This window comes from Streptomyces sp. B21-105 (assembly GCF_036898465.1).
In the GTDB taxonomy this organism is placed as follows: Bacteria; Actinomycetota; Actinomycetes; order Streptomycetales; family Streptomycetaceae; genus Streptomyces.
Window position 1 is genome coordinate 1,412,462 of the sequence record NZ_JARUMJ010000001.1, and the last position, 23,792, is coordinate 1,436,253.

19 protein-coding genes and 2 pseudogenes are annotated in these 23,792 nt (G+C 73.1%); 15 read left to right on the top strand and 6 right to left on the bottom strand.

What is annotated here, in order from left to right; all coding sequences use genetic code 11:
• The first annotated feature begins 79 nt into the window (after nucleotides 1–79).
• Genes bioB through bioD form a run of 3 tightly spaced genes read left to right on the top strand, consistent with a single transcriptional unit; the run spans nucleotide 80 to nucleotide 3,346 of the window.
• The gene (gene bioB, locus QA802_RS06075) at nucleotides 80–1,321 is read left to right on the top strand and encodes a biotin synthase BioB (protein WP_334518712.1); all 1,242 of its coding nucleotides are present in this window, start codon (nucleotides 80–82) and stop codon (nucleotides 1,319–1,321) included.
• Nucleotides 1,314–2,627, top strand: coding sequence for an adenosylmethionine--8-amino-7-oxononanoate transaminase (locus QA802_RS06080; protein WP_443042075.1), 1,314 nt, complete (start codon nucleotides 1,314–1,316; stop codon nucleotides 2,625–2,627). The genes bioB and QA802_RS06080 overlap by 8 nt, the downstream gene beginning before the upstream one ends.
• Nucleotides 2,628–2,629: 2 nt before the next feature.
• Nucleotides 2,630–3,346, top strand: a complete 717-nt coding sequence (gene bioD, locus QA802_RS06085) for a dethiobiotin synthase (protein WP_334518714.1) — start codon at nucleotides 2,630–2,632, stop codon at nucleotides 3,344–3,346.
• Nucleotides 3,347–3,681: 335 nt separating this feature from the next.
• On the opposite strand, the pseudogene QA802_RS06090 reads toward bioD, so the two are convergent.
• A pseudogene (locus QA802_RS06090) lies at nucleotides 3,682–5,921 on the bottom strand (LuxR C-terminal-related transcriptional regulator).
• A 109-nt stretch (nucleotides 5,922–6,030) separates the two neighbouring features.
• Here QA802_RS06090 and QA802_RS06095 point away from each other — a divergent pair.
• Both QA802_RS06095 and QA802_RS06100 read left to right on the top strand, forming a co-directional pair.
• Entirely contained in the window at nucleotides 6,031–6,714 is a 684-nt protein-coding gene (locus tag QA802_RS06095) for an esterase/lipase family protein (protein WP_334518716.1), read from the top strand.
• A 94-nt stretch (nucleotides 6,715–6,808) separates the two neighbouring features.
• Nucleotides 6,809–7,495 carry a class I SAM-dependent methyltransferase gene (locus tag QA802_RS06100; protein WP_334518718.1) on the top strand — a complete coding sequence of 229 codons (687 nt, stop codon included), beginning with the start codon at nucleotides 6,809–6,811 and terminating at the stop codon, nucleotides 7,493–7,495.
• Between the two features lie 79 nt (nucleotides 7,496–7,574).
• Here QA802_RS06100 and QA802_RS06105 read toward each other — a convergent pair whose 3' ends face one another.
• Nucleotides 7,575–7,949: a fic family toxin-antitoxin system, toxin component gene (locus tag QA802_RS06105; RefSeq protein ID WP_107445164.1), complete on the bottom strand. Its 375-nt coding sequence runs from the start codon at nucleotides 7,947–7,949 to the stop codon at nucleotides 7,575–7,577.
• Between the two features lie 4 nt (nucleotides 7,950–7,953).
• Nucleotides 7,954–8,196, bottom strand: coding sequence for a toxin-antitoxin system HicB family antitoxin (locus QA802_RS06110; RefSeq protein WP_107445163.1), 243 nt, complete (start codon nucleotides 8,194–8,196; stop codon nucleotides 7,954–7,956).
• 210 nt (nucleotides 8,197–8,406) lie between these two features.
• Here QA802_RS06110 and QA802_RS06115 point away from each other — a divergent pair, with 210 nt between their 5' ends.
• From QA802_RS06115 to mug, 8 genes are all read left to right on the top strand, one after another.
• Nucleotides 8,407–9,276, top strand: a complete 870-nt coding sequence (locus tag QA802_RS06115) for an ABC transporter ATP-binding protein (RefSeq protein WP_334518721.1) — start codon at nucleotides 8,407–8,409, stop codon at nucleotides 9,274–9,276.
• Nucleotides 9,277–9,280: 4 nt separating this feature from the next.
• Entirely contained in the window at nucleotides 9,281–11,848 is a 2,568-nt protein-coding gene (locus QA802_RS06120; protein ID WP_334518723.1) for an ABC transporter permease, read from the top strand.
• A 129-nt stretch (nucleotides 11,849–11,977) separates the two neighbouring features.
• The gene (locus QA802_RS06125; RefSeq protein ID WP_334518725.1) at nucleotides 11,978–12,442 is read left to right on the top strand and encodes a GNAT family N-acetyltransferase; all 465 of its coding nucleotides are present in this window, start codon (nucleotides 11,978–11,980) and stop codon (nucleotides 12,440–12,442) included.
• 209 nt (nucleotides 12,443–12,651) lie between these two features.
• Nucleotides 12,652–13,986, top strand: coding sequence for a hemolysin family protein (locus QA802_RS06130; protein ID WP_334518727.1), 1,335 nt, complete (start codon nucleotides 12,652–12,654; stop codon nucleotides 13,984–13,986).
• Nucleotides 13,983–14,996, top strand: a complete 1,014-nt coding sequence (locus tag QA802_RS06135) for a hemolysin family protein (RefSeq protein ID WP_334518729.1) — start codon at nucleotides 13,983–13,985, stop codon at nucleotides 14,994–14,996. The genes QA802_RS06130 and QA802_RS06135 overlap by 4 nt, the downstream gene beginning before the upstream one ends.
• A gap of 153 nt (nucleotides 14,997–15,149) precedes the next feature.
• Nucleotides 15,150–15,935, top strand: a complete 786-nt coding sequence (locus tag QA802_RS06140; RefSeq protein WP_334518731.1) for an SGNH/GDSL hydrolase family protein — start codon at nucleotides 15,150–15,152, stop codon at nucleotides 15,933–15,935.
• 116 nt (nucleotides 15,936–16,051) lie between these two features.
• Nucleotides 16,052–17,497, top strand: coding sequence for an adenylosuccinate lyase (gene purB / locus QA802_RS06145; RefSeq protein WP_334518733.1), 1,446 nt, complete (start codon nucleotides 16,052–16,054; stop codon nucleotides 17,495–17,497).
• Complete coding sequence (gene mug / locus QA802_RS06150) at nucleotides 17,494–18,039, top strand: G/U mismatch-specific DNA glycosylase (RefSeq protein WP_319170816.1); 546 nt, start codon at nucleotides 17,494–17,496, stop codon at nucleotides 18,037–18,039. The genes purB and mug overlap by 4 nt, the downstream gene beginning before the upstream one ends.
• A gap of 76 nt (nucleotides 18,040–18,115) precedes the next feature.
• On the opposite strand, the gene QA802_RS06155 is transcribed toward mug, so the two are convergent.
• Nucleotides 18,116–18,487 carry a hypothetical protein gene (locus QA802_RS06155; RefSeq protein WP_334518735.1) on the bottom strand — a complete coding sequence of 124 codons (372 nt, stop codon included), beginning with the start codon at nucleotides 18,485–18,487 and terminating at the stop codon, nucleotides 18,116–18,118.
• Nucleotides 18,488–18,774: 287 nt separating this feature from the next.
• Here QA802_RS06155 and QA802_RS06160 point away from each other — a divergent pair, with 287 nt between their 5' ends.
• Nucleotides 18,775–19,932, top strand: coding sequence for an ROK family transcriptional regulator (locus tag QA802_RS06160; RefSeq protein ID WP_319170776.1), 1,158 nt, complete (start codon nucleotides 18,775–18,777; stop codon nucleotides 19,930–19,932).
• A gap of 199 nt (nucleotides 19,933–20,131) precedes the next feature.
• Here the strand turns inward: QA802_RS06160 and QA802_RS06165 are convergent, their stop codons facing one another.
• Entirely contained in the window at nucleotides 20,132–20,893 is a 762-nt protein-coding gene (locus QA802_RS06165) for a GntR family transcriptional regulator (protein WP_334518739.1), read from the bottom strand.
• A gap of 201 nt (nucleotides 20,894–21,094) precedes the next feature.
• Here QA802_RS06165 and QA802_RS06170 point away from each other — a divergent pair.
• Nucleotides 21,095–21,520, top strand: a pseudogene (locus tag QA802_RS06170) (transposase); the annotation flags it as partial.
• 392 nt (nucleotides 21,521–21,912) lie between these two features.
• Here the strand turns inward: QA802_RS06170 and QA802_RS06180 are convergent.
• Nucleotides 21,913–23,655: a hypothetical protein gene (locus QA802_RS06180; RefSeq protein WP_334518741.1), complete on the bottom strand. Its 1,743-nt coding sequence runs from the start codon at nucleotides 23,653–23,655 to the stop codon at nucleotides 21,913–21,915.
• Between the last annotated feature and the right edge of the window lie 137 nt (nucleotides 23,656–23,792).

Here is a 23,792-nt window from a genome sequence, read left to right on the forward strand (position 1 = left end):
ATACCCACACGTCGAACCGGGTGTGTTGTGTGATCCCTACCTTGGCCCGGAGCGGGTGCGTAGGACAGGATCGGCTCTCATGGACCTGCTGAACACGCTGGTGGACAAGGGGCTTCGGCGCGAGCTGCCGACCCGCGAGGAGGCTCTGGCCGTCCTCGCCACTTCCGACGACGACGTGCTGGACGTGGTGGCCGCGGCCGGGAAGGTGCGCCGGCACTGGTTCGGCCGACGGGTGAAGCTCAACTACCTCGTCAACCTCAAGTCGGGCCTGTGCCCCGAGGACTGTTCCTACTGCTCCCAGCGGCTGGGCTCGACGGCCGGGATCCTGAAGTACACCTGGCTCAAGCCCGACGAGGCCTCGCAGGCCGCCGCGGCGGGGCTGGCCGGCGGCGCGAAGCGGGTCTGCCTGGTGGCGTCCGGGCGCGGGCCGACGGACCGGGACGTCGACCGGGTGTCCGACACCATCAAGGCGATCAAGGAACAGAACGAGGGCGTCGAGGTGTGCGCCTGTCTGGGCCTGCTCTCCGACGGCCAGGCCGAGCGGCTGCGCGAGGCGGGCGCCGACGCCTACAACCACAACCTCAACACGTCGGAGTCGACGTATGGCGAGATCACGACCACGCACACCTACGCCGACCGGGTGGACACCGTCGCCAAGGCGCACGCGGCGGGCCTGTCGGCCTGCTCGGGTCTGATCGCCGGCATGGGCGAGACGGACGAGGACCTGGTGGACGTCGTCTACTCGCTGCGCGAGCTGGACCCGGACTCGGTGCCGGTCAACTTCCTCATCCCGGTCGAGGGCACCCCGCTGGCCAAGGAGTGGAACCTCACCCCGCAGCGCTGTCTGCGGATCCTGGCGATGGTGCGGTTCGTCTGCCCGGACGTCGAGGTCCGCATCGCGGGCGGGCGCGAGGTGCATCTGCGCACGATGCAGCCGCTCGCGCTGCACCTGGCCAACTCGATCTTCCTCGGCGACTACCTCACGACCGAGGGCCAGGCGGGCAAGGCCGACCTGGAGATGATCGCGGACGGCGGGTTCGAGGTGGAGGGCGCCGAGCAGGTCACGCTGCCCGAGCACCGAGCGACGGCGGGCGGCGGCTGCGGGTCCCACGAGGGCGACGGCTGCGGGTCGCAGCAGGCCGCGGGCTGCGGCGGACACGAGGGCTCCGGATGCGGCTCGCACGAGGTCGGCGGCGTCTGCGGCTCCGTCCCCGCGGCGACCGCGGCCCCCGCTGCCGCCGCGTCGGCGGGCGAGGCCCGCACCGACCTGGTCGCCGTGCGCCGCCGCGGCGCCGGCACCGATCTCGCCCCCAATGCCTGAGCCGTCCCCGCTCGCCGTGCCGGAGCCGTCCCCGCTCGCCGTGTCTGAGCTGCTGGAGCTCGACCGGCGGCATGTGTGGCATCCCTACGGTCCGATGCCCGGCCGGGCCGAACCGCTCGTCGTGGAGTCGGCGAGCGGGGTCCGGCTGCGGATGGCGGACGGCTCGGGCGAGCTGGTCGACGGCATGTCGTCCTGGTGGTCGGCGATCCACGGCTACAACCACCCGGTGCTCAACGACGCCGTGCGCGAGCAGCTGGAACGGATGAGCCACGTCATGTTCGGCGGGCTCACCCACGAGCCCGCCGTCCGGCTGGCGAAGCTTCTCGTCGACATCTCGCCCGACGGTCTCGAGCATGTCTTCCTCGCCGACTCGGGCTCGGTGTCGGTCGAGGTCGCGGTGAAGATGTGCCTGCAGTACTGGCGTTCGCTGGGCCGTCCGGCGAAGAGCCGCCTGCTGACCTGGCGCGGCGGCTACCACGGCGACACCTGGCAGCCCATGTCGGTGTGCGACCCCGACGGCGGGATGCACGACCTGTGGACCGGCGTGCTGCCCCGGCAGGTCTTCGTGGACGCGCCCCCGGCGGAGTACGACGAGGCGTACGCCGATCAGCTGCGCACGACGGTCGAACAGCATGCCGACGAACTGGCCGCGGTCATCGTGGAGCCGGTGGTCCAGGGCGCGGGCGGGATGCGGTTCCACTCCCCCGGGTATCTGCGGGTGCTGCGCGAGGTGTGCGACGCGCACGACGTGCTGCTGGTGTTCGACGAGATCGCGACCGGTTTCGGCCGTACGGGCGCGCTGTTCGCGGCGGAGCACGCCGCGGTCACACCGGATGTGATGTGCGTCGGCAAGGCTTTGACCGGCGGCTATCTGACGATGGCGGCGACGCTGTGCACCTCCCGGGTGGCCGACGGGATCTCACGGGGCGACGTGCCGGTGCTGGCCCACGGGCCGACGTTCATGGGCAACCCCCTCGCGGCGGCCGTCGCCTGCGCCTCGATCGAGCTGCTGCTCGGCCAGGACTGGCTCGCGGAGGTCAAGCGGATCGAGTCGGGCCTGCGGGACGGCCTCGCTCCGGCGTCGCGGCTCCCCGGCGTGCGGGACGTGCGGGTTCTGGGCGCCATCGGGGTCGTCCAGCTCGACCACGAGGTGGACATGCGGGCCGCCACCGCGGCGGCCGTGCGCGAGGGGGTCTGGCTGCGGCCGTTCCGCGATCTCCTCTACACGATGCCGCCGTACGTCACCGGTGACGTGGACGTGGCACGGATCACGCGCGCGGTGTGCGCGGCGGCGCGGGAGGGGTGAGCATGCCGATCCTGGTGATCACGGGGACGGGCACGGAGGTCGGCAAGACGGTCACGACGGCGGCGGTCGCCGCGGCGGCGCGGGCGGCGGGCCGGTCGGTGGCCGTGCTGAAGGCGGCGCAGACCGGTGTTGCGCCGGGCGAGCCGGGGGACGCCGAGGAGGTCGCGCGGCTGGCGGGCGCGCTCACCGCGGTCGAGGTCGCCCGCTTCCCCGAGCCGTTGGCTCCCGCGACGGCGGCGCGGCGGGCGGGTCTCGCGCCGGTGCGTCCGGGCGATGTGGCGGAGGCGGCGCAGAAACTGGCCGCGTCGCACGACCTGGTGCTCGTCGAGGGGGCGGGCGGCCTGCTCGTCAGGTTCGACGAGGCGGGCGGCACGCTGGCCGACGCCGCTCGGCTGCTGCGGGCGCCGGTGCTGGTGGTGTCCTCGGCGGGGCTGGGCACGCTGAACACGACGGAGCTGACGGCCCGTGAACTGCGTGCGCGTGGCCTGGAGTTGCCGGGCGTGGTCATCGGCGACTGGCCCGACTCGCCCGACCTGGCGATGCGCTGCAACGTCACCGACCTGCCGGACGTCGCCGGGGCCCCGCTGCTGGGGGCGCTGCCGACGGGTGTGGGGTCGCTGGCGCCCACCGACTTCCGCGCGGCGGCCCCGGGTTGGCTGGCGCCACGGCTCGACGGGACGTGGGACGCCGACGCGTTCCGGGCCCGCGCCGCGCACTGAGTCGGGTTCGCACGGTATCGCCGACATTCCGCGACACGGCGCTCGCGGGTCCGGCAAGGGGCCCGCGGCCCCACGTGCGGGCCGCGGGCTCAGCCGCGTCCGCGAGACACCGGCCGGCCGCCCCGCGGCTCGGCGTTCGCAGTTCTCGCAGAGGGACCACGGGCCTTGCGGGTGTGGGCCGCAGGCCGAGCCGCGTCCGCGAGACACCGCCGGCTGTCCCACGGCACGGGGGCTCGCCGGGGGCGGCGAGGGGACGCGCGAGTGTTTTCGGGCCGGGGCGAGCGTGCGCTCGGCCTCGGGAGCGGGCGGGCCGGGCGTCGCGCGGCGGTGGGACTTCATGGACCCGACGGGCGGGCGTCGTCCGGGACGCCTCGGCCCTCCGGTGGCCCGGACGTCGTCCCCTGCGCGTCGGCGATCAGCCGGACGAGTTCGATGCGGGAGCGGATGCCCAGCCGGTTGAAGACGCCGCGCAGGTGATGGTCGATCGTGCGATGGCTGAGGGCGAGACGGGCGGCGATCTCCCGGTTCGTCGCGCCCTCGGCGGCCATCCGGGCGATCAGGAACTGCTGGGCGGTGAGCAGGACGGCCGGGCTGTCGGCCCCCGGGCCGGGGTCGCGGGGGCGCCGAGGGCCCGGAGTTCGGCGCGGGCCGCTTCGGCGCAGTGCGGGGCGCCGAAGGACTCGAACGCCTCCCGGGCGCTGTGCAGCCGGTCGCGGGCCTCGGCCCGGTGGCGGAGCCTGCGCAGGGCGCCGCCGAACAGCAGCTCCGTGCGGGCGTGTTCGAAGGGGCGGGCGCCCTCGGCGTGCAGTTCGAGGGCGGTGCGGTAGTGCCCGAGGGCGTCGGCTCCCGGGGTGAGCAGGGCGCGGCAGCGGGCGCTGAGGGCCAGTTCGTCGGCGCTGTGGACGGCGCGGGCCCAGCGGTCGTAGTCGGCGTGCGCGGCCCGGGCGACGCGTGTGTCGCCGGTGCGTACGGCGGCCTCGACGTAGTGCGGGGTGGCCGAGTGGCGGACCGCGCGGTGGCCGTGTCCGGGTCCGAAGGCGGCGAGGGCGCGCAGCCGGGCGGCGGCGGGGCCGTAGCGTCCGGTGCCGAGGTCGAGGAGGGCGAGCGCCCACTGGGCGAGCGCGGCGGGCAGGCCCAGGCCGTGGGCGAGGGCGTGGGACCGGGCCGCGGCGGCGCGCCTGCGGCACAGGTCGCCGTCGCCGGTGAGCGCGGCGAACATGGCGAGGGCGGCCTGGAGATGACAGGCGCCGTTGTCCTGCCCGGTGGCCTGCGCCTGCCGTAGCGCGTCCAGCGCGGCGGCCTCGGCGGCGCGCGGCCGGCCGGTCCAGAAGTCGGCGTGGGCGCGGAACTCGAGCGCCTGCGAGACGAGGGCGGTGAGACCGCGCGTGCGGGCGGCGGCCGCCGCCCGGACGGTGGCGGTAGCGGCCCGAGGGTGGTCGCCGAGCATCAGGGCGGCGACGCCGGCGTGCAGCAGGTCGGTGGGGTCGCCGCCGGGGCCGCATCTGCCCGCGGTCGCCTCCAGCAGGTCACGGGCGTCCTCGTAGCGCCCGTCGACGGCGGCGGCGATGCCGCCCAGCACCCCCGGTGGGGCGACGCCCAGTTGCCTTGCCGCCGCCACCGCCTCCCGGCAACGCCGCAGGTCGCCGGTGTAGACGGCGGCTTCGGTGGCGCGGGCCAGCAGGGGCGCCGGGTCGGCGCGGGCCGAGGCTCCCGCCAGCAGCGCGTCGAAGGCCTCGGCGGCGTGGCCGGTGCGCAGGGCGAGGACGCCGGTGAGGGCGGCGTCGGCGTCGGTGCGGGCGGCCAGTGCGCGGGAGCGGTCGGCGTCGCCGGCGTTCCAGGCGTCGGCCGCCGCGTGGGCGAGCAGGCGGGAACGCTCCCGGGGGGCCGGGCAGAGGGCGGCGGCGCGTTCCGCGAGGACGGCGGCCAGAGCGGGGTCGGCTGCGGCGCGGGCCCGGTCGGCGGCCGTGGCCAGCTCCGCGGCGAGCCGTCCGGAGGGGCCCAGCGCGGCGGCCCCCCGGTGCCAGGAGCGCCGGGGCGCTTCGGTGGCGTCGTGCAGGACGCGGGCCAGCAGCCGGTGGACGTCGCGCCGGTCGGCCGGGGCGGCGGTCTCGTAGGCGGCGATCCGGGTCCAGGCGTCGCGGAAGCCGACGCCGCCGGCCGTGGCGCAGGCCAGTCCTGCCGTCTCGGCGGCCTCCAGCGGACGGGTGTCGAGCCGGGCGGCGGCGACGGCGCGCAGGAAGGCGTGGGTGGCCACCGGGTACTGGTCGGCGGCGGCGAGCAGGAGCAGCAGCCGGGTGTCGTCGGGCAGGGCGCGGATCTCCCGGCGGTGTGTGCGCAGGACGTCCGGGGCCAGCTCCGCCGGGTCGGTGGGCAGCGGGTCGAGGCCGGCCGCCTGGCGTTCGGTGAGCCGGGCGGCGAGTTCGACGGCGGCGCGCGGGTCGCCGTACACGAGGCGCAGCGCGCGCACCCGGACGCCTTCGGGCAGCGCGGCGACCGGGCGCGGACCCGCGTCCGGGGGGCTCGGTGGCGAAGTGCGGTCCAGGGGTGGGGGGTTCACCGGAGTCACCACACACATGACGTTACTGGCGGGTTACTTGAACCGTAAAGACCGGCGATATCACCGATGCGGCGCGCGTAGACCCGACCGGAGACTCCTGGCTACCCCACCCGTTTCAGGAGGCATCATGCAGCGCCGCAAGCGTCGCATCGCCGCGGTCCTCTCGGCCGCGGCCACTTCGCTCCTTCTGTCACTGTCCGTCTCCCCCACCGCCCACGCGGCGACCCACGACCCGATCGTCTTCGTGCACGGCATCAGCAGCTCGTCGAGCAGCTGGGACGACTGGGTCGGCTACTTCAAGGCCGACGGCTACACGGCCGCCGAGCTCGACGCGTGGACGTACAGCTGGTCCCAGTCGAACGCCACCACGGCCGCACAGCTGGCCACGGAGATCAAGAACGTACGTGCGAGGACCGGCGCGAGCAAGGTCGACGTCGTCGTGCACTCCATGGGCGCGCTCAGTGCCCGTTACTACCTGAAGAACCTGGGCGGCACTGCCTACGTGGACGACTTCGTCTCCGTGGCCGGCACCAACCACGGCACGTCGGTCGCCTCGCTGTGCAGCTGGCTGTACAGGTCCTGCGCCGAGATGGTCCCGGGCAGTTCGTTCGTGACCGCGCTCAACTCCGGCGACGAGACGCCCGGCAGCGTGAACTACGCGACCTACTGGTCGAACTGCGACGCGGCCGTGGACCCGGACTCCTCGGCACTGCTGAGCGGGGCGACCAACGTGGGGGTCGGCTGTATCTCGCACGACGACATGAACAACGACCACGGTGTCTACGCACAGGTGCGCGCCTTCGTCGAGTGAGCGGCGCGGGCGGCACAGCGGGGGTGCGGCGGGGGGTGCGGCGGGCCGGTACGGGGAAGGATCCGGGTAGGCCCGTCCTGCCTGGGAGGTCGCCATGCCGATTCGGTCCACGGGTTCCGGCAAGGTGTCCGGTGACCCCGTCCACCACCCGCTGTTCGCCCGCTGGTATCCCGCCGTCAGCTCGGCCGCGGAGGCCCGGGGCGGTATGGCGGCCGTGCGTGAGCGGCTGCTGGCCGGGCTGTCCGGCCGGGTCGTCGAGATCGGCGCGGGCAACGGGCTGAACTTCGCTCATTACCCGCGCACCGTCGCGGAGGTCGTAGCGATCGAGCCGGAGCGCCGCATGCGGACCCTGGCGCTGGAGGAGGCGCTGCGCGCCGACACGCCCGTGGACGTGGTTCCGGGTGCGGCGGAGGCGTTGCCGGTCAAGAGCGAGGCGTTCGACGCTGCGGTGGTGTCGTTGGTGCTGTGCAGCGTGCGGGACGTGCCGCGGGCCCTGGCCGAGCTGCGGCGGGTGCTGCGGCCCGGCGGCGAGGTGCGGTTCCTCGAGCACGGGCCGGGCGGCGGTCGGGCCATGCGGTTCACACAGCAGGCGCTGGACCGCACGGTGTGGCCGCACCTGGCCGGCGGCTGCCGCCTCACCCGGGACGCGGTCGGCGCGCTGCGGGAAGCCGGCTTCGAGCTGGGCCCCTACCGGCGGGTTCGGCTGCCGGAGAAGGGGCCGCCGCTGCCGTTCTCCTACTGCGTGACGGGAACCGCCTGGCGGCCCACGACGCCCGATTGACGTCCCACCCGCTCGCCGGCCTGCCGGGTCGCGCACCGGATCGTCCGCTCGCTCACCCGGCGGGTCGTCACCGGCTGGCTCACCCGCTCCACTCCCGCAGCTCCCGTGCGATGTCGGCCACGGACGCCTCGCCGTTCTTCACCAGCCGGGCCAGGTCACGGACCTGCTCGGGCGAGGTGACGACCTTCAGGCCGCTGGCCACCAGATAGGCGTAGGCGACCGCGCACGCGAAGAGCGCGTTGGAGCGTTCCAGGGCCGGGACGTGGATGAGGAGTTGGAGCAGTGCGGCGGCGCGGGCCGGCGGGTCGTCGTAGACGGGGACGTCGAATATCTCCGCCTGATGGCGTGCCACGGCCGCGACCAGCGCGCCCCAGTCGGTGACCTGCGGGTCTCCCGGGGTCTTCTGTTCGGCGAGCATGAGGAGCCAGGCGAGGTCGATGCGGAGGTCGCTCAAGGGATCAGCGGCGACCTTCGCGCGTGCCGCCCTCGCGCTCGGCGCCGAACTCCTCGGCGAAGAGCGCCTCGTACTGCTTCATGAAGTCGCCTGCGGCCTCGACGAACGTGTGGCCGATCTCCCCGGCGTCCTGTCTGACCAGCTCTTCTATGTAGCGGTTGACGCTCATGCCGCGGGCGGTGGCTCGCTCGCGGGCGACCTGGGCCGTGCCCTCGTCGACGCGCACGTTCAGCTGGGTCTTCGCCATACCTAGAAGCTAGCGCCGATCTGCTAGCAACGGCAAGGGCGGGCCGGAATCGAAAAGTGATACCGGCTGTGCGGCGTATCACACTACGCTCGGCCGGACGGTCGACGACGACCCACGGCCCACGACGGCCCACCGACACGGCCGATCGCGGATCGCCGACCGACGACCGACGACCGACGACGAGCACGATCACCGAGCGAGGAGGCAGCCTTGTCCACACCTGCTGCGCAGCACGATCCCGGTCCGGCCCCGGCCGACGGGGTCGCGGCGCGGGCCCGAGGTCTGACCAAGGCGTACGGCTCGGGCGAGACGGCGGTGATCGCCCTCGACTCGGTGGACGTGGAGATCGCACGCGGCCGCTTCACCGCCGTCATGGGCCCGTCGGGCTCCGGGAAGTCCACGCTGATGCACTGTCTGGCCGGCCTCGACTCCGTATCGGCCGGACAGGTGTGGCTCGGCGGCACCGAGATCACCGGGCTGAAGGAGCGGGAGCTGACCCGGCTCAGGAGGGACCGGATCGGGTTCATGTTCCAGTCGTTCAACCTCATCCCGACGTTGAACGCGGCCGAGAACATCACCCTGCCCATGGACATCGCCGGCCACAAGCCCGACCAGGAGTGGCTGGACCAGGTGATCGACACGCTCGGCCTGCGGGACCGGCTCAAGCACCGGCCCGCCCAGCTCTCCGGCGGCCAGCAGCAGCGGGTGGCCTGCGCCCGGGCGCTCGCCTCCCGTCCCGAGCTGATCTTCGCGGACGAGCCCACCGGCAATCTCGACTCCCGGGCCGGGCTCGAGGTCCTCGCGTTCCTGCGGCAGGCCGTCGACGACCTCGGCCAGACGGTCGTCATGGTCACCCACGATCCGGGTGCCGCCGCCCACTCCGACCTGGTGCTCTTCCTCGCGGACGGCCGGTTGGTGGACCGGATGGAGCAGCCCTCGGCGGACGCCGTGCTGGAACGTATGAAGCGCTTCGACGTGGGCCGCGCACCCCGGGCCGGCGGCCTCCTCGACGGCGCTGCCGACGACTCGCCCACAGCCAGGACCGTAGGCCCGCTCGACGGCGCCCCCGAGGAGGACTGACCCGGTGCTGAAGGCGACCCTCAGAAGTTTCCTGGCGCACAAGGGACGGCTGCTGCTGTCCGCGCTCGCCGTCGTCCTGTCGGTGGCGTTCGTGGCCGGCAGCCTGATCTTCTCCGACACGGTGACGCGCACCTTCGACCGGCTCTTCGCGTCCACGTCGGCCGACGTGACGGTGGAACCCGCCGACGAGCTGAGCTCCTCCGTGCCGACCGGCGCGGTCCAGACCGTCCCCGCCGCCCTCGCCGGGCGACTGGCCCGCGTCGAGGGAGTCGCGTCCACCCACGCGGACGTGAGCGTGCAGAACATCACCGTCGTCGACGGCGACAACGAGTCGGTCGGACCGACCACCGGCGCGCCCACCGTCGCCACCGACTGGTACGTCACCGACCGCAGCCCGGTGAAGCTGACCTCCGGCCACGCCCCTCGCGGCGCCGGCGAGGTCATGCTCGACGCCGACACCGCCGACAAGAAGCACGTGCGGATCGGCGACACCCTGACGGTGATGGCCCAGCCCGGCTCGTTCAAGGTGACGGTCGTCGGCATCGCCACCTTCACCACCACCAACCCCGGCGCGGCCCTGGTCTACCTCGACCCGCGCACCGCCGCCGCCCAGCTCCTCGGGTCGGCGGACAAGGCGACCGCCATCTCCGTCGACGCGGCCCCGGGAGTGGACGACGCGGTGCTCGAGCGGCGCGTCTCGGCCGCCCTCGGCGCCGGGCGGTACGACGTGCAGACCGCCGAGGAGCGTGCGAAGTCGTCGGCCGAGGCGCTGGGCGGGTTCCTCGACGTCATCAAGTACGTGATGCTCGGATTCGCCGGGATCGCCGTCCTGGTCGGCGTGTTCCTCATCGTCAACACGTTCTCCATGCTGATCGCCCAGCGCACCCGTGAGCTGGGCCTGCTGCGCGCCCTGGGCGCCGACCGCCGCCAGGTACGGCGCTCGGTGCTCACCGAGGCGGTGCTGCTCGGGCTCGTCGGCTCCACGCTCGGGCTGGCCGCCGGCATCGGCCTCGCGGCCGGGCTGATCAAGCTCATGGGCGCGTTCGGCATGAACCTCAAGGCCACCGAGATGGTCGTCGGCTGGGCGACTCCCGTGTCGGCGTACGTCGTCGGCGTCGGCGTCACCTTCGTCGCCGCGTATCTCCCGGCCCGCCGTGCGGCCGGCGTGTCCCCGATGGCGGCCCTCGCGGACGCGGACATCGCGGGGGTGGGCCGCCCGCTGAAGACGCGCGCCGTGGTCGGCGCGGTCGTCGGCGCGCTGGGCGCGGCCGCGCTCGCCGGCTGCGCGGCCTCGTCGGCGACGGCGTCCGCGGCGTCCCTGCTGGGCCTGGGCGTCGTCCTCACGCTGATCGCCACCGTCATCGCGGGCCCGCTCCTGGTCCGTCCGGTGATCCGGGTCCTCGGCGGCGCCTTCCCGGCGCTGTTCGGCTCCGTCGGCCGGATGAGCCAGCGCAACGCGCTGCGCAACCCGCGCCGTACGGGCGCCACCGCCGCCGCGCTGATGGTGGGTCTCGCGCTGGTGGGCGGGATGTCGGTGGCGAGCGCCTCGATGTCCAAGTCGTTCGACCAGCAGATCGACAAAACGCTCGGCGCCGATTTCGTCGTCCAGAACGCCAACTTCACGCCGTTCTCGCAGGAGGTCACGGACGCGGTGCGCGGCACCGAGGGCGTCGGCCTCGTGGTGCGGCAGCGGTTCGCGCCGCTCGCCGTGCGGCTGCCCGACGGCAAGCGCGTCGAGACGACCGCCAGCGGTTACGACGACCAGGTCGACGACGTCGCGCACATCCCGTACGCCGAGGGGAACACCGCGGCCGCGCTGGCCGACGGCGCGCTCGGCATGGACGTCGACTTCGCGAAGGAACACGGCGTGCGGATCGGCAGCGTGCTGCCGGTGGAGTTCCCCGGTGGCCGGACGACGTCGCTGAAGGTCGGCGCGCTCACCGACCAGGACGGGGGTGACGGCTTCGGCATGCAGGGCGGGCTGTTCCTCGGCATCGCCGCCGTCGAGAAGTACGTACCCGGCGGGCAGGACTCCGCGCTGTACGTGAACGCCGGCTCCGGCACGACCGGTGAGCAGTTGCGTCCACGTCTGGAGCGGACACTGGACGCGTATCCGCAGGTCCAGGCGCGCGACCAGGCCGACTACAAGAAACTGGTGCACGACCAGATCGCGGTGCTGCTGTACCTGGTCTACGCGCTGCTCGGGCTGGCGATCGTCATCGCGGTGCTCGGCGTCGTCAACACGCTGGCGCTGTCGGTGGTGGAGCGGACCCGGGAGATCGGACTGCTGCGCGCCATCGGGCTGGGCCGGCGGCAGCTGCGCCGGATGATCCGGCTGGAGTCGGTGGTGATCGCGGTGTTCGGCGCGGTGCTGGGGCTGGCGCTCGGACTGGTCTGGGGCGTGTGCATCCAGCAGGTGCTGGAGCTGCAGGGGATGAAGGCCTTCGCCGTTCCGTGGGGCACGATCGTCGCGGTGGTCGTCGGTTCGGCGGTCGTCGGAGTCGTCGCGGCGATGCTGCCGGCCCTGCGGGCGTCCCGGATGAACGTGCTGGCGGCGATCGCGCACGAGTGACGCCGGCGGCCGCCCCGGGCGGCGTCCGGTTCCTGCCGCCCCGGGCCGCGTCCGGCTCCTGGACTTCCGGGTCGCGTCCGGATTCTGGAATTCCGGGTCCGGACGCGTGGCCCGTGATGGGATCACCGCATGTCTGATCTTCGTACGTCTGATCTTCACATTCGGGCTGCGACGCCCGAGGACCTGGACACCGTGCTTGCCTTCTGGAAGACCGCCGCCGAGGGCACGAGCATCAGCGACGACCGCGGCGGGGTGGAGCGACTGGTCGCCCGCGATCCCGAGGCGCTGATCCTCGCCGAGCAGTGCGACGGGCGGGACGGCGCGCAGGGCGTCGAGCTCGTCGGCACGGTGATCGCCGGGTTCGACGGGTGGCGGTGTCATCTGTACCGGCTGGCGGTGCATCCGGAGCGGCGACGGCAGGGCATCGGCACGGCGCTGCTCGCGGCCGCGGAGGAGCGGTTCGTGCGGCTGGGCGGGCGGCGCGGGGACGCGATGGTGCTCACCCGCAACGAGACGGCGCATCATGCCTGGCGCGCCGCGGGGTACGCGCCGGAGGAGAAGTGGCGGCGCTGGGTCAAGCCGCTCACCGACTGACCCGGCGGCCCACCCGGATCACTTTGCCGATCCTTTACCCTTGGAGGGCCGTGCGGATCTCCCGCACGGCCCCGTCGACCTCATGAAAGGTGTGAGCGTCCGCCCATGGGCGAGCCTCCCCGTACCCGTACCGGTTCCCGTACGCTTTGCCGCGCCCGTTGTCGCGCGTTCCGTCCCGCCCTGCCGGATCCTGGGACGGAGGAGACCCGATGACCGAAGTGCTGCTGCTCCTGGTGGCGATCCTGCTGTCGTTCGCGTGCGGCGCCTTCGTCGCCGCCGAGTTCTCGTTGACCACGGTCGAGCGCAGCGAGCTGGAGCGGGCGGTGGAGCGCGGCGAACGCGGCGCGGCCGGTGCGCTCAAGGCGGTGCGCAACCTCACCTTCCAGCTCTCCGGCGCCCAGCTCGGCATCACCGTCACCAACCTGGTGGTCGGCATGCTGTCCGAGCCGTCGATCGCCAAGCTGATCGCCGGGCCGCTGGAATCGCTCGGACTGTCCGACTCCACGTCGAGCTCCGTCGCTCTGGTGCTGGGCACGGCGCTGTCCACGGTGTTCCTGATGGTCGTGGGCGAGCTGGTGCCGAAGAACTGGGCGATCTCCTCCCCGCTCGCGGTGGCCAAGCGCGTGGGCAACGCGCAGCGCTGGTTCAGCGCCGCCTTCCGCCCCTTCATCAGCCACCTCAACAACACCGCGAACCACATCGTGCGCCGCTTCGGCGTGGAGCCCACCGAGGAGCTCGTCGCCGCGCGCGGCCCCCAGGAGCTCGCGGCCCTGGCCCGGCACTCCGCACGGGAGGGCGCCCTGGAGGCGGACACCGCGGAGCTGTTCGTACGAACGCTGAACCTGGCCGACCTCATGGCGGAGAACGTGATGACACCGCGCGTGCAGGTCATCGCCCTGGACGCGACGGCGACCTGCGAGGACGTGGCGAACGCGACCCAGGCGACGGGCCTGTCCCGCTTCCCCGTGTACCGCGGGAACCTCGACTCGGTGGTGGGGACCGCGCACATCAAGGACGCGCTGGCGGTGCCCGCCGGACGACGCGCGCGGGTGCCCGTCGCCGAGATCATGCGGGACCCTCTCCTCGTCCCCGAGTCGCTCACCGTGGACCGGTTGCTGGACCGGCTGTCCGGCAAGCGGACGATGGCCGTCGTCATCGACGAGTACGGCGGGACCGCGGGCGTGGCCACGCTGGAGGACATCGTGGAGGAGGTCGTCGGCGAGGTCCGTGACGAACACGACCCGCACGAGACGCCCGAACTGGCGCCCGCGGGCACCGACGACGACGGCCGCGCCCTGTACTCGGCCGACGGCGCCGCCCGCACCGACCAGCTCGCGCGCGTCGGCCTGCACGCGCCCGAGGGTCCGTACGAGACGCTGGCCGGGCTGGTCGCGACGGAGCTGGGCCGGATACCGGCCGTCGGCGACACCGTCGAGGTCGCCGGCTGGGGGATGGACGTGGTGGACGCATCCGGCCGCCGGGCCGCGCGCGTGCTGCTGCACGCCCCGCTCGTCGACACCCGTGAGGAAGGGGCCGAGCAGTGACCGCCGTCCAGTTGCTCATCGGGCTGGCGACCCTCGTCGTCAACGCGTTCTTCGTCGGCGCCGAGTTCGCGCTGATCTCGGTACGCCGCTCCCAGATCGAGCCGTACGCCGAACAGGGCGACCGGCGCGGGCGCAGCGTGCTGTGGGGTCTGCAGCACGTGTCGGCGCTGATGGCCGCGGCGCAGCTCGGCATCACCCTGTGCACGCTGGTCCTCGGCGTGGTCGCCGAACCCGCCATCGCGCACCTGCTGGAGCCGGTGTTCCACGCGCTGGGCGTGCCCGAGGGCGCCGGACACGCGGTGTCCTTCGTGATCGCGCTGACGGCCGCCACCTATCTGCACATGCTGCTCGGCGAGATGGTGCCGAAGAACATCGCGCTCGCGGAGCCGGTGCGCAGCGCCCTGCTGCTGGGACCGCCGCTGGTCGCACTCGCCAGGGCGCTGCGGCCGGTGATCTTCGCGATCAACGCCTTCGCCAACGGGCTGCTGAAGCTGCTCCGGGTCGAGACGAAGGACGAGGTCAGCGCGACGTTCTCGGACGCGGAGCTGGCGCAGATCGTCCGGGACGCCGGCGAGGCCGGCCTCATCGACGACCGCGCCCAGGAACGTCTGCACGACGCCCTGGAGCTGGGCCGCCGCCCGGTGCGGGACGTCGTCCTGCCGCTGGAACGCGTCGTCTACGCGCGCGTGGGGGTCACTCCGGAAGGGCTGGAACAGCTGGCGGCGGAGTCCGGGTTCTCCCGCTTCCCCGTGGTGGACGAGGGGCGCCGGATCGTCGGCTACCTGCACGTGAAGGACGCGCTGGACGCCTCGCCGCGGGACCTGGCGTTCGCGCTGCGGGACATGCGACCCATCGCGCGGGTACGGGAGGCGACGCCGCTGGACGACGTCCTCACCGCGATGCGGGGCAGCCGGACGCATCTGGCGGCCGTGCTCGGCTCCGACGGCAGGCTGGCCGGCCTGGTCACCATGGAGGACGTGCTCCAGGAGCTCTTCGGGCGGCGGACGTAGGCCGTCCGGCCCGTCCGTGGGGTGATCACGCCCATGGACGGGCCCGACGGCCTGGACAACGGCCTGAACGAGCCGGACGGCCCGGACGGCCGAGGGCCCGGCCAGGCCCGACCGACCAGCGGGTATGAGACTCGGGCTACTATCGGTGTCGCCATGCAGACGAACACCATTCCCCCGTACTCCAGCCTGGTCGCCGTCGGCGACTCGTTCACCGAAGGCATGTCGGACCGGCTGCCCGACGGCTCCTACCGAGGCTGGGCCGACCTCCTCGCCGCGCGGATGGCGGCCCGCACCCCCGGTTTCCGGTACGCCAACCTCGCGGTGCGCGGCAAGCTGATCGGGCAGATCGTCGAGGAGCAGGTGCCGGTGGCCGCCGCGATGGGCGCCGACGTGATCACCCTGGTCGGCGGCCTCAACGACACCTTGCGCCCCAAGTGCGACATGGGCCGGGTCAAAGGCCTGCTGACCGAGGCGGTGGAGCGGCTCGCACCGTCGTGCAAGCAGCTGGTGCTGATGCGCAGCCCGGGCCGGCAGGGGCCGGTCCTGGAGCGGTTCCGGCCGCGCATGGAGGAGCTCTTCGTGTGCGTCGAGGAACTGGCCGAGCGGCACGGTGCGCTCGTCGCCGACCTGTACGGCGCCCCCTCGCTCGGCGACCCGCGCCTGTGGGACGTCGACCGGCTGCACCTGACGGCGGAGGGCCACCGCCGGGTCGCCGAGGCGGTCTGGCAGACCCTCGGACACGAGGCCGAGGACGCCGACTGGCGCCTGCCGATGCCGCCCACCCTGCCGCCGGGCTGGGCCGCCCGGCGCGTCGCGGACGCACGGTTCGCCCGGCAGTACCTGCTGCCGTGGATAGGCCGCCGGCTGACGGGCCGGTCCTCCGGCGACGGCCTGCCGCCCAAACGCCCCGATCTCCTGCCGTACGAGGGCCAGGCGTAGGACCTGACCCGGACGGACGACGCCGTTCCGCACGCGGGGGTGATGCCGGTCTCGTAGGTTCCGCCGAACGAGACCGCTGCGCCGACCTGCACGAAGCGCCAGTAGAATCCCTCCACGTGACTTCCGCTGCCGCCGCCAAGCCCCGCATCCCCAACGTCCTCGCCGGACGCTACGCCTCCGCCGAGCTCGCCACGCTCTGGTCCCCCGAGCACAAGGTGAAGCTGGAGCGTCAGCTCTGGCTCGCCGTGCTCAAGGCCCAGAAGGACCTCGGGATCGAGGTGCCGGACACGGCGATCGCCGATTACGAGCGTGTCCTCGACACCGTCGACCTGGCCTCGATCGCCGAGCGTGAGAAGGTCACGCGGCACGACGTGAAGGCCCGCATCGAGGAGTTCAACGACCTCGCCGGGCACGAGCAGGTCCACAAGGGCATGACGTCCCGCGACCTGACGGAGAACGTCGAGCAGCTGCAGATCCGCCTGTCGCTGGAGCTGGTCCGCGACCGCACGGTGGCCGTCCTCGCCCGGCTGGGCAAGCTGGCCGCCGAGTACGGCGAGCTGGTCGTGGCCGGCCGCTCGCACAACGTGGCCGCCCAGGCCACCACGCTCGGCAAGCGGTTCGCGACCGCCGCCGACGAGCTGCTCGTGGCGTACGGCCGGGTCGAGGAGCTGCTGGAGCGCTACCCGCTGCGCGGCATCAAGGGCCCGGTCGGCACCGCGCAGGACATGCTGGACCTGCTGGGCGGCGACGCCGCGAAGCTGGCCGAGCTGGAGGACCGGATCGCCGGCCACCTGGGCTTCTCGCAGGCCTTCACCTCCGTCGGCCAGGTCTACCCGCGTTCGCTGGACTACGAGGTCGTGACCGCGCTGGTGCAGCTCGCGGCGGCCCCCTCCTCGCTGGCGAAGACGATCCGGCTGATGGCCGGGCACGAACTGGTGACCGAGGGCTTCAAGCCGGGCCAGGTCGGCTCCTCCGCCATGCCGCACAAGATGAACACCCGCTCCTGCGAGCGCGTCAACGGCCTGATGGTCATCCTGCGCGGGTACGCGTCGATGACCGGCGAGCTGGCGGGCGACCAGTGGAACGAGGGCGACGTGTCGTGCTCGGTGGTGCGCCGGGTCGCGCTGCCGGACGCGTTCTTCGCGCTGGACGGCCTGCTGGAGACGTTCCTGACGGTGCTCGACGAGTTCGGCGCCTTCCCGGCGGTCGTCGCCCGCGAGCTCGACCGCTACCTGCCGTTCCTCGCCACCACGAAGGTGCTGATGGGCGCGGTGCGCGGGGGCGTCGGCCGTGAGGTGGCGCACGAGGCGATCAAGGAGAACGCGGTGGCCTCGGCGCTGGCGATGCGCGAACAGGGCACCGAGCGCAACGAACTGCTGGACAAGCTGGCCGCCGACGAGCGCCTGCCGCTCGACCGCGCCCAACTGGACGCGCTCATGGCCGACAAGCTGTCCTTCACGGGCGCAGCGGCGGCCCAGGTGGCCACGGTCGTGGGCCGCGTCGAGGAGATCGTGAAGCAGCGGCCGGAGGCGGCAGGTTACACGCCCGGAGCGATCCTCTGACGCGCTTCACCCAGGCGGAGCTGGAGGCCGCCCGCGACCGTCTCGTACCGGACGTCGTCGCGGACGGTCTCCGCGTGCTCTTCTGCGGCATCAACCCGGGCCTGATGACGGCGGCCACCGGCCACCACTTCGCCCGCCCCGGCAACCGCTTCTGGCCGGTGCTGCACCTGTCCGGCTTCACCCCGCGGCTGCTGAAACCGGCGGAGCAGGAGGAACTGCTCGCCCACGGGCTGGGCATCACCAACGTGGTGGCACGGGCCACCGCCCGGGCCGACGAGCTCACGGCGCAGGAGTACCGGGACGGCGGGCGGCTGCTCACGGACAAGGTGACACGGCGCAGACCCCGGTGGTTGGCGGTGGTGGGCGTGACCGCGTACCGGGCGGCGTTCGACGACCGCAAGGCCGTGGTGGGCCCGCAGGAGCGGCGCATCGGCGACACCCGCGTGTGGGTGCTGCCCAATCCCAGCGGCCTGAACGCGCATTGGACCACCGCGACGATGGCGCAGGAGTTCGCACGGCTGCGGCTGGCGGCGGAAGAGTGACGGCAGAGGGCTGACGACGAAGGACGGACAGCGGATTACTGGCGGCAGAGAGCTGACGGCGGAGGACCGGCGGCCGTCAGGGCGGGTCGGTCTGCGTGACGACGAGGAGGAGCTGTATCTCGTCGTCGGGGTCGAGATCGGCCACGCCCAGGGCCGCCCACCGGCCCTCTTCCTCGATCCGCCACAGATAGACCTCGCCCACGCGCAGGCTCAGCCCGGCCCAGGGCTCGGGTATCTCCTCAGCCCCGGTCCGCAGCCGGACCGTCTGCAGGCCGACGTGGTACGGCGTGCCCCAGCGCCGCGTGAGGCTCTCGGCGACGATCTCCCTCTCCGCACGGAAACGCTCGGCTTCGGCGAGACGCACCGCGGCGTCCGCCGCCACGAGGCCGTGACTGGTCGCCAAGGCCGCCGTGCGCCCTCCGGGCCCGAGATACCCGTCGATGTCCATCAATCCAGTAAAGCGGCCACCACTGACAATTGGCGGGCCGTCAGCCGCCACCCGCGACGGCGACCGTCGCCGACGAAGCGCGGGACCGGAGGCGGGACGCGGGACTCGGGGCGGGACTCGGGGCGGGCCGCAGGGCCGGACGCGGGCGGTGGGCACGGCGTACGAGCCGGGGTTCGTGGAGCCGGGCCGGGGGCGCCGGGGCCGTCGGTGCCGGCTCGGCACTCGCCGGGGTGGGCAAGCGCCGAGTACGATCCGCCCCACACGCGCACGAGCTGGAGGGACGGACGTTGGGGCGGCTGACCGGCGGGGACCCCTCGCTGCTGCGAAGGATCAATTCCGCGGTGGTGCTGCACGCGCTGCGTGCCGCGGACTGCGCGACGCTCACGGAGATCACCCGGGTCACCGGGCTGTCCCGGCCGACGGTGGAGGGGGTCGTCGAGGATCTGATCGCGGCGGGGCTCGTCGTCGAGAAGGCGGCGGACGAGAGCGTCGCCCGGCGGCAGGGGCGGCCCGCGCGGCGGTTCCGGTTCCGGGCGGAGGCGGGGCACCTGCTGGGCCTGGAGATCGGGTCCCATCGAGTGGCCGCGATGCTGTCCGACCTGGACGGCCGCCTCCTGGGCACCCAGGCCAGGGACGTCGACGAGGCGGCCCCGGCGGACGAACGGCTGGAACGGCTGCGCAACGCCGTCGCCGAACTGCTGCGACGGGCCGGCGTGCCGCGCAGTTCGCTGCGGGCGGTCGGGGTCGGCACGCCCGGGATCGTGGAGGCGGACGGCACGGTGCGGCTGGGCACCGCGCTGCCCGAGTGGACGGGGCTGCGGCTCGGCGAGCGGCTGAGCCGTTCGTTCAAGTGCCCGGTGCTGGTGGAGAACGACGCCAACGCGGCGGCCGTCGCCGAGCACTGGAAGGGGTCGGCCACCGAGTCCGACGACGTCGTCTTCGTGCTGGCCGGGTTGAGCCCGGGGGCCGGCGCGCTGATCGGGGGGCGGCTGCACCGCGGGTACGGCGGTGCGGCCGGGGAGATCGGCGCGCTGCATCTGCTGGGTCGTGAGGCGACGCCGGAGACCCTGCTGTCCACGACGGACGAGCCGCTGCACCCGCTGGACGAGCAGGCGGTCGCGAAGGTGTTCACGCAGGCGCGGGGAGGCGACCCGCGGGCCCGTGCGGCGGTGGACCGATTCATCCAGCGGCTGGTGCACGACGTGGCCGCGCTGGTGCTCGCGCTCGACCCGGAGCTGGTCGTGGTCGGCGGCTGGGCGGCCGGCCTGGACGGCGTACTGGAGCCGCTGCGCGCCGAGTTGGCGCGCTACTGTCTGCGGCCGCCGAAGGTGGCCCTGTCGATGCTCGGGGAGGCGGCGGTGGCGACGGGGGCGCTGCGGCTCGCCCTCGATCACGTGGAGGAGCAGTTGTTCGCGGTGGAGGGGACGGTCACGGCGCGGCGGTGAGCCTCAGCTCGGAGCGCCGTCCGTCACGGGTGGGACGCCCGGCGCCCCGGAGGAGTTCCGGGTCGCCGGGCGCAGCGGCTGCGCGGCAGCCGGGTGGTGTCGCCGGCAGCTGGGCGGCTTTCACGGACGGTCCCGTCGGACGACCCGCCGCAGGCTGTTCAGGGAGCCTGCCGCAGGTGGCCCTCGGGGGACGCGGCGCTCAGGAGGCCTGCTGCTCCGGACCGTGGTGTATCTCCACGCCGCCGGACGCGCCGAACGTCAGCCGGCAGGTGTCCGCGCGGTACGTGGCCACGGAGAGCGCGGCGGTACGGCCCTCGGCGAAGTAGCGGGTCGTGACCACGAGGACGGGCGCGCCGGGGAGCCGGTCGAGTTCCCTCGCGTCGTCCGCGCGCGCCGAGCCCAGTTCCACGGCGCTGTCCTGGCCCTGCAGTTCGAGGCGGTGCAGCTCGCGCAGCACCGCACGCGCGCGGGCGACCTCGGAGGGGGCGTCGATCGCGCTGAGGTCGGACGCCGACGCCTGCGGGACGTACAGCAGCTCGGCGGCGACGGGCTGAGCGTGCGAGACCCGTGAGCGGCGCACGATGTGCACGCTCTGTTCGCGCGGGGTCTCCAGGGCGGCGGCGACGGCTGCGGGCGGCGCCGCGAGCGTGCAGCCGACGGCCTGCCAGGCGTCCTCCCCCACTCCCGGCCAGACCTGCTGCCCGGTGCCGACGGCGACGCCCATCCGGGGCGGCGCGACGGTGGTTCCGACGCCTCGGCGGCGCTGCAGCCGGCCCTCCAGCTCGAGCTGCTCCAAGGCCTGACGGAGTGTCGCGCGGGCGACGCCGAAGCGGGCGGCCAGCTCACGTTCGTTGGGCAGGATCTCGCCCACGGCGAACTCGGAGTCGAGCGCTTCGCTGAGCACGGTCTTGAGATGCCAGTATTTCGGTTCCGGCACCGGTTCCAGTTGCGTGGTCCCCACCCTGTCCTCCGCAATCGCCGTGGTCCGGCGGCGTTTTCGCGCCCTTGTTTATTAAAGGTTGTTGTACTTCTCTCGCGACCATAGGGCGGCCCCCACCCTTGGTCAATACCAATTCTCCAACCCTGTGGCGGCCACGGGGAAAGCGCTCACTACACGTCCGGAATGGCAGGATTCACTCAAGGAGCTACCCGTCGGCAACAAGGGCTGCTGGACCGGCTGGACGAGTGGGGACTGCCGGTGCCGGTGATCGCGGTCGATGCCGGCTATGGCCGCAGCGTCTCCTTCCGGCTTGCGCTGGAGGAACGCGGCTGGACCTACGTCATGGCCGTCGATCCCAAAGAGTTCGCACGGCCGGCCACTGCCGAGCCGTATCAACCCGCCTACGCTACGGCCCGAAGAAGCCCACGAGCCGACCGGCTGCTGGATGACCAACCTGCCCGACACCACCCCCATGCCGACCTGGTGCGATGGGCGAAGACGCGCTGGCGGATCGAGCACGACTACCGCGAACCCGAGCACGGCCTGGGTCTGGACCACTTCGAGGGCCGCACCTGGCGCGGCTGGCACCACGTCACCCTCGTCACCGCCGCTCAGGCCTTCCTCGCCCTGTGGCGGCTCGACCCAAAGCCCAGATGCCGGCCTGACCCTCTACCAGGTCCTCGACATGCTTCAGGACCTGCTGCGGTGCTGGACCGGCACCCGCACCACCTGCGGCCGCACCCCTGCCGACCAGGAGAAGCAGAACCTGACGAAGCACCACTAGGACGCACGCGGCCCAGGGCGCGACCCGCGACCGGCGCGGCGGGCCCGGACCGTCGCCATGACGGCCCCGGGCCCCGCCGTTGACCGTCGACGTGGACGCCCACCCAACGAAGGGGCGCTCGGCCGGGTCACGCAGCTCGCCGCTCCACCTGGCCGTCGGGTCAGCCGATCGACTGCCTCGCGCGAGGCACCGGGATGCCGAAGTGTCCGGAAGACGAGGCCGTTGTCGTCGCGCCTTCGTGTTGCGGGCAGTGGGGTCAGGGCTGGGTGAGCAGAAGCTTGATCGATCCGTCGGCGGTTTCCTTGCGCCAGGGGTACTCGCAGACCATCTTGTCGGCGGGCGGGGCGTCGTAGATGACCGTGCGTCTGGGGTATTCGCGGCACTTGCCCTGATCGGCGTACTTGGGGCAGGTCCCGTCGGGCTTGCGGAACTGGTGGGATGCCCAGGCGAGGGTGCCGGCGAGTTTCTCGCCGGGCAGGGTCGGCAGGTACTGGTCACTGAAGAACGAGCCGATCATTCCGCCTGCCAGTGCGAGGGCGAGGAGTGCGCCGACGGCGGTGAAGCTGCGTCGTCCGTCAGCACCGGCAGAGGTACGTTCCTTGATGTGCGGGGCGAGTTTGCGCACGGCGAGGACGCAGGCCAGGACGGCGAGCGCGGTGAGCGTCACCTGGATCTGGATCAGGGTGCGGGGGAAGAGCTGGACCTGCTGGTCGGCTTCCATGTGCCCGGCGAGCCAGAACCGGATCAGCCAGGCGCTGCCGAAGCAGGCCAGCGGCGCGATGACCACGACCTGGCGCAGTCCGATGGCGACGGCGACTCCGAGACCGATGAGCGCCAGCACGGCGTACATGTGCAGTCCGGCGAATTCGCCGAAGCCCGGGTACTCCCCGGGCTCGTCCCAGGCCCGGCTGGTGAGCGGGGTCGTGCCGATGTAGGCGGGCTCGGTCAGGGTGTATCCGGAACACCACTGGTCACGGGTGCTGGTGGCGCTGAGCAGCACCCGCAGATAGGCGCCGGCCACCAGCAGGAAGCCGGTGAGGGTGCTGGCGAGGAAGAGCAGAGCACGCGCGGGCCGGTTGCGCCAGGGGAAGCACAGCAGGACGGCGACGAACGCGCCGGGCAGAGACCACAGGTGCCAGCCGGAGTAGATGAGGAAGAGCAGCCCGAACAGCAGGCCGAGGAATCCGCCCCGCGCCACCAGGCCGCGGATGGAGAAGTGGGGGGTGGCCCGCAGCCACATCAGCAGCTTGGCGATCAGCGGTACGAGGACGACCAGCACGAACGGGCTGTACGGCTTGTGCGGCAGGGTCTGCTGCAGGGCGGGCAGCAGGCCTACGGCGAGGGCGGGCAGCGGGGACAGACACGATCGCCAGGCCAGGTAGGCTGCCGGTCCGGTCAGCGCGACGAACGCGATGAACAGCCACTTCAGCCCGAAGGCGGGCTGCCCGCCGAGGATGCCGGCCTTCGCCACGTACCCGAGGATGTAGGGCACGGCCGGCGGGTAGAAGGAGTCCATCGAGCCGGTGTGCAGCACTTGTTCGGCCCAGCCGAGGATGCGGTTGTTGTCGCCGTAGGGGCCGTTGATCGGCCACGGGGTACCGCGGAGGGCGAAGACCTGGCCGGCGCCGAGGAACCCGGTGCTCAGCCCGGCGACCGCGGCCGCGCCCAGCCGCACGGCCGTCGCCCGGACGCGCTCGCTGCCCCGCACGGTCGCCCATCCGACGACGGCGACGACGACCAGCACGAGCAGCGCGAGGCGGAACTGGAGGTTCGACAACCCGCTGATCTGACCGACCCGTGTGATCGGGTCGTTGTCGACCGTGAGCCCCCAGTAGGTGAACCCGAGGGCGGTCACCAGAGCGAGGACCACCTCACCCGTGGCGGGCCACCAGGGCTGCAGCAGGAGCCTGATCCTGTTGCGGGTCGCGCGGGGGCCGGCGAGCCGGGATCTCGCGGGCAGAGCCGGGTCGGCCGCCCTGTCGGGCGCGGCTGTGTTCACTTTTGTCTCCAGAAGGCGTCGCACCGCGGTGCGTTGCGGTGCGACGTGGACGCATGCAAGGTGAGGAGCTGGCGCCCCTGGCGGGCGCCGGCACATGGGATTGTGGGTCAGAACTGGTAGGGGAAGCTGACTGGCTG

What these genes read in the sequence shown, in the direction of transcription:
- bioB (WP_334518712.1), top strand. Translation starts at nt 80, where the DNA reads ATGGACCTGCTGAACACGCTGGTGGACAAGGGGCTTCGGCGCGAGCTG.
- QA802_RS06080 (WP_443042075.1), top strand. Translation starts at nt 1,314, where the DNA reads ATGCCTGAGCCGTCCCCGCTCGCCGTGCCGGAGCCGTCCCCGCTCGCC.
- bioD (WP_334518714.1), top strand. Translation starts at nt 2,630, where the DNA reads ATGCCGATCCTGGTGATCACGGGGACGGGCACGGAGGTCGGCAAGACG.
- QA802_RS06095 (WP_334518716.1), top strand. Translation starts at nt 6,031, where the DNA reads ATGCAGCGCCGCAAGCGTCGCATCGCCGCGGTCCTCTCGGCCGCGGCC.
- QA802_RS06100 (WP_334518718.1), top strand. Translation starts at nt 6,809, where the DNA reads ATGCCGATTCGGTCCACGGGTTCCGGCAAGGTGTCCGGTGACCCCGTC.
- QA802_RS06110 (WP_107445163.1), bottom strand. Translation starts at nt 8,196, where the DNA reads ATGGCGAAGACCCAGCTGAACGTGCGCGTCGACGAGGGCACGGCCCAG.
- QA802_RS06125 (WP_334518725.1), top strand. Translation starts at nt 11,978, where the DNA reads ATGTCTGATCTTCGTACGTCTGATCTTCACATTCGGGCTGCGACGCCC.
- QA802_RS06130 (WP_334518727.1), top strand. Translation starts at nt 12,652, where the DNA reads ATGACCGAAGTGCTGCTGCTCCTGGTGGCGATCCTGCTGTCGTTCGCG.
- QA802_RS06140 (WP_334518731.1), top strand. Translation starts at nt 15,150, where the DNA reads ATGCAGACGAACACCATTCCCCCGTACTCCAGCCTGGTCGCCGTCGGC.
- QA802_RS06155 (WP_334518735.1), bottom strand. Translation starts at nt 18,487, where the DNA reads ATGGACATCGACGGGTATCTCGGGCCCGGAGGGCGCACGGCGGCCTTG.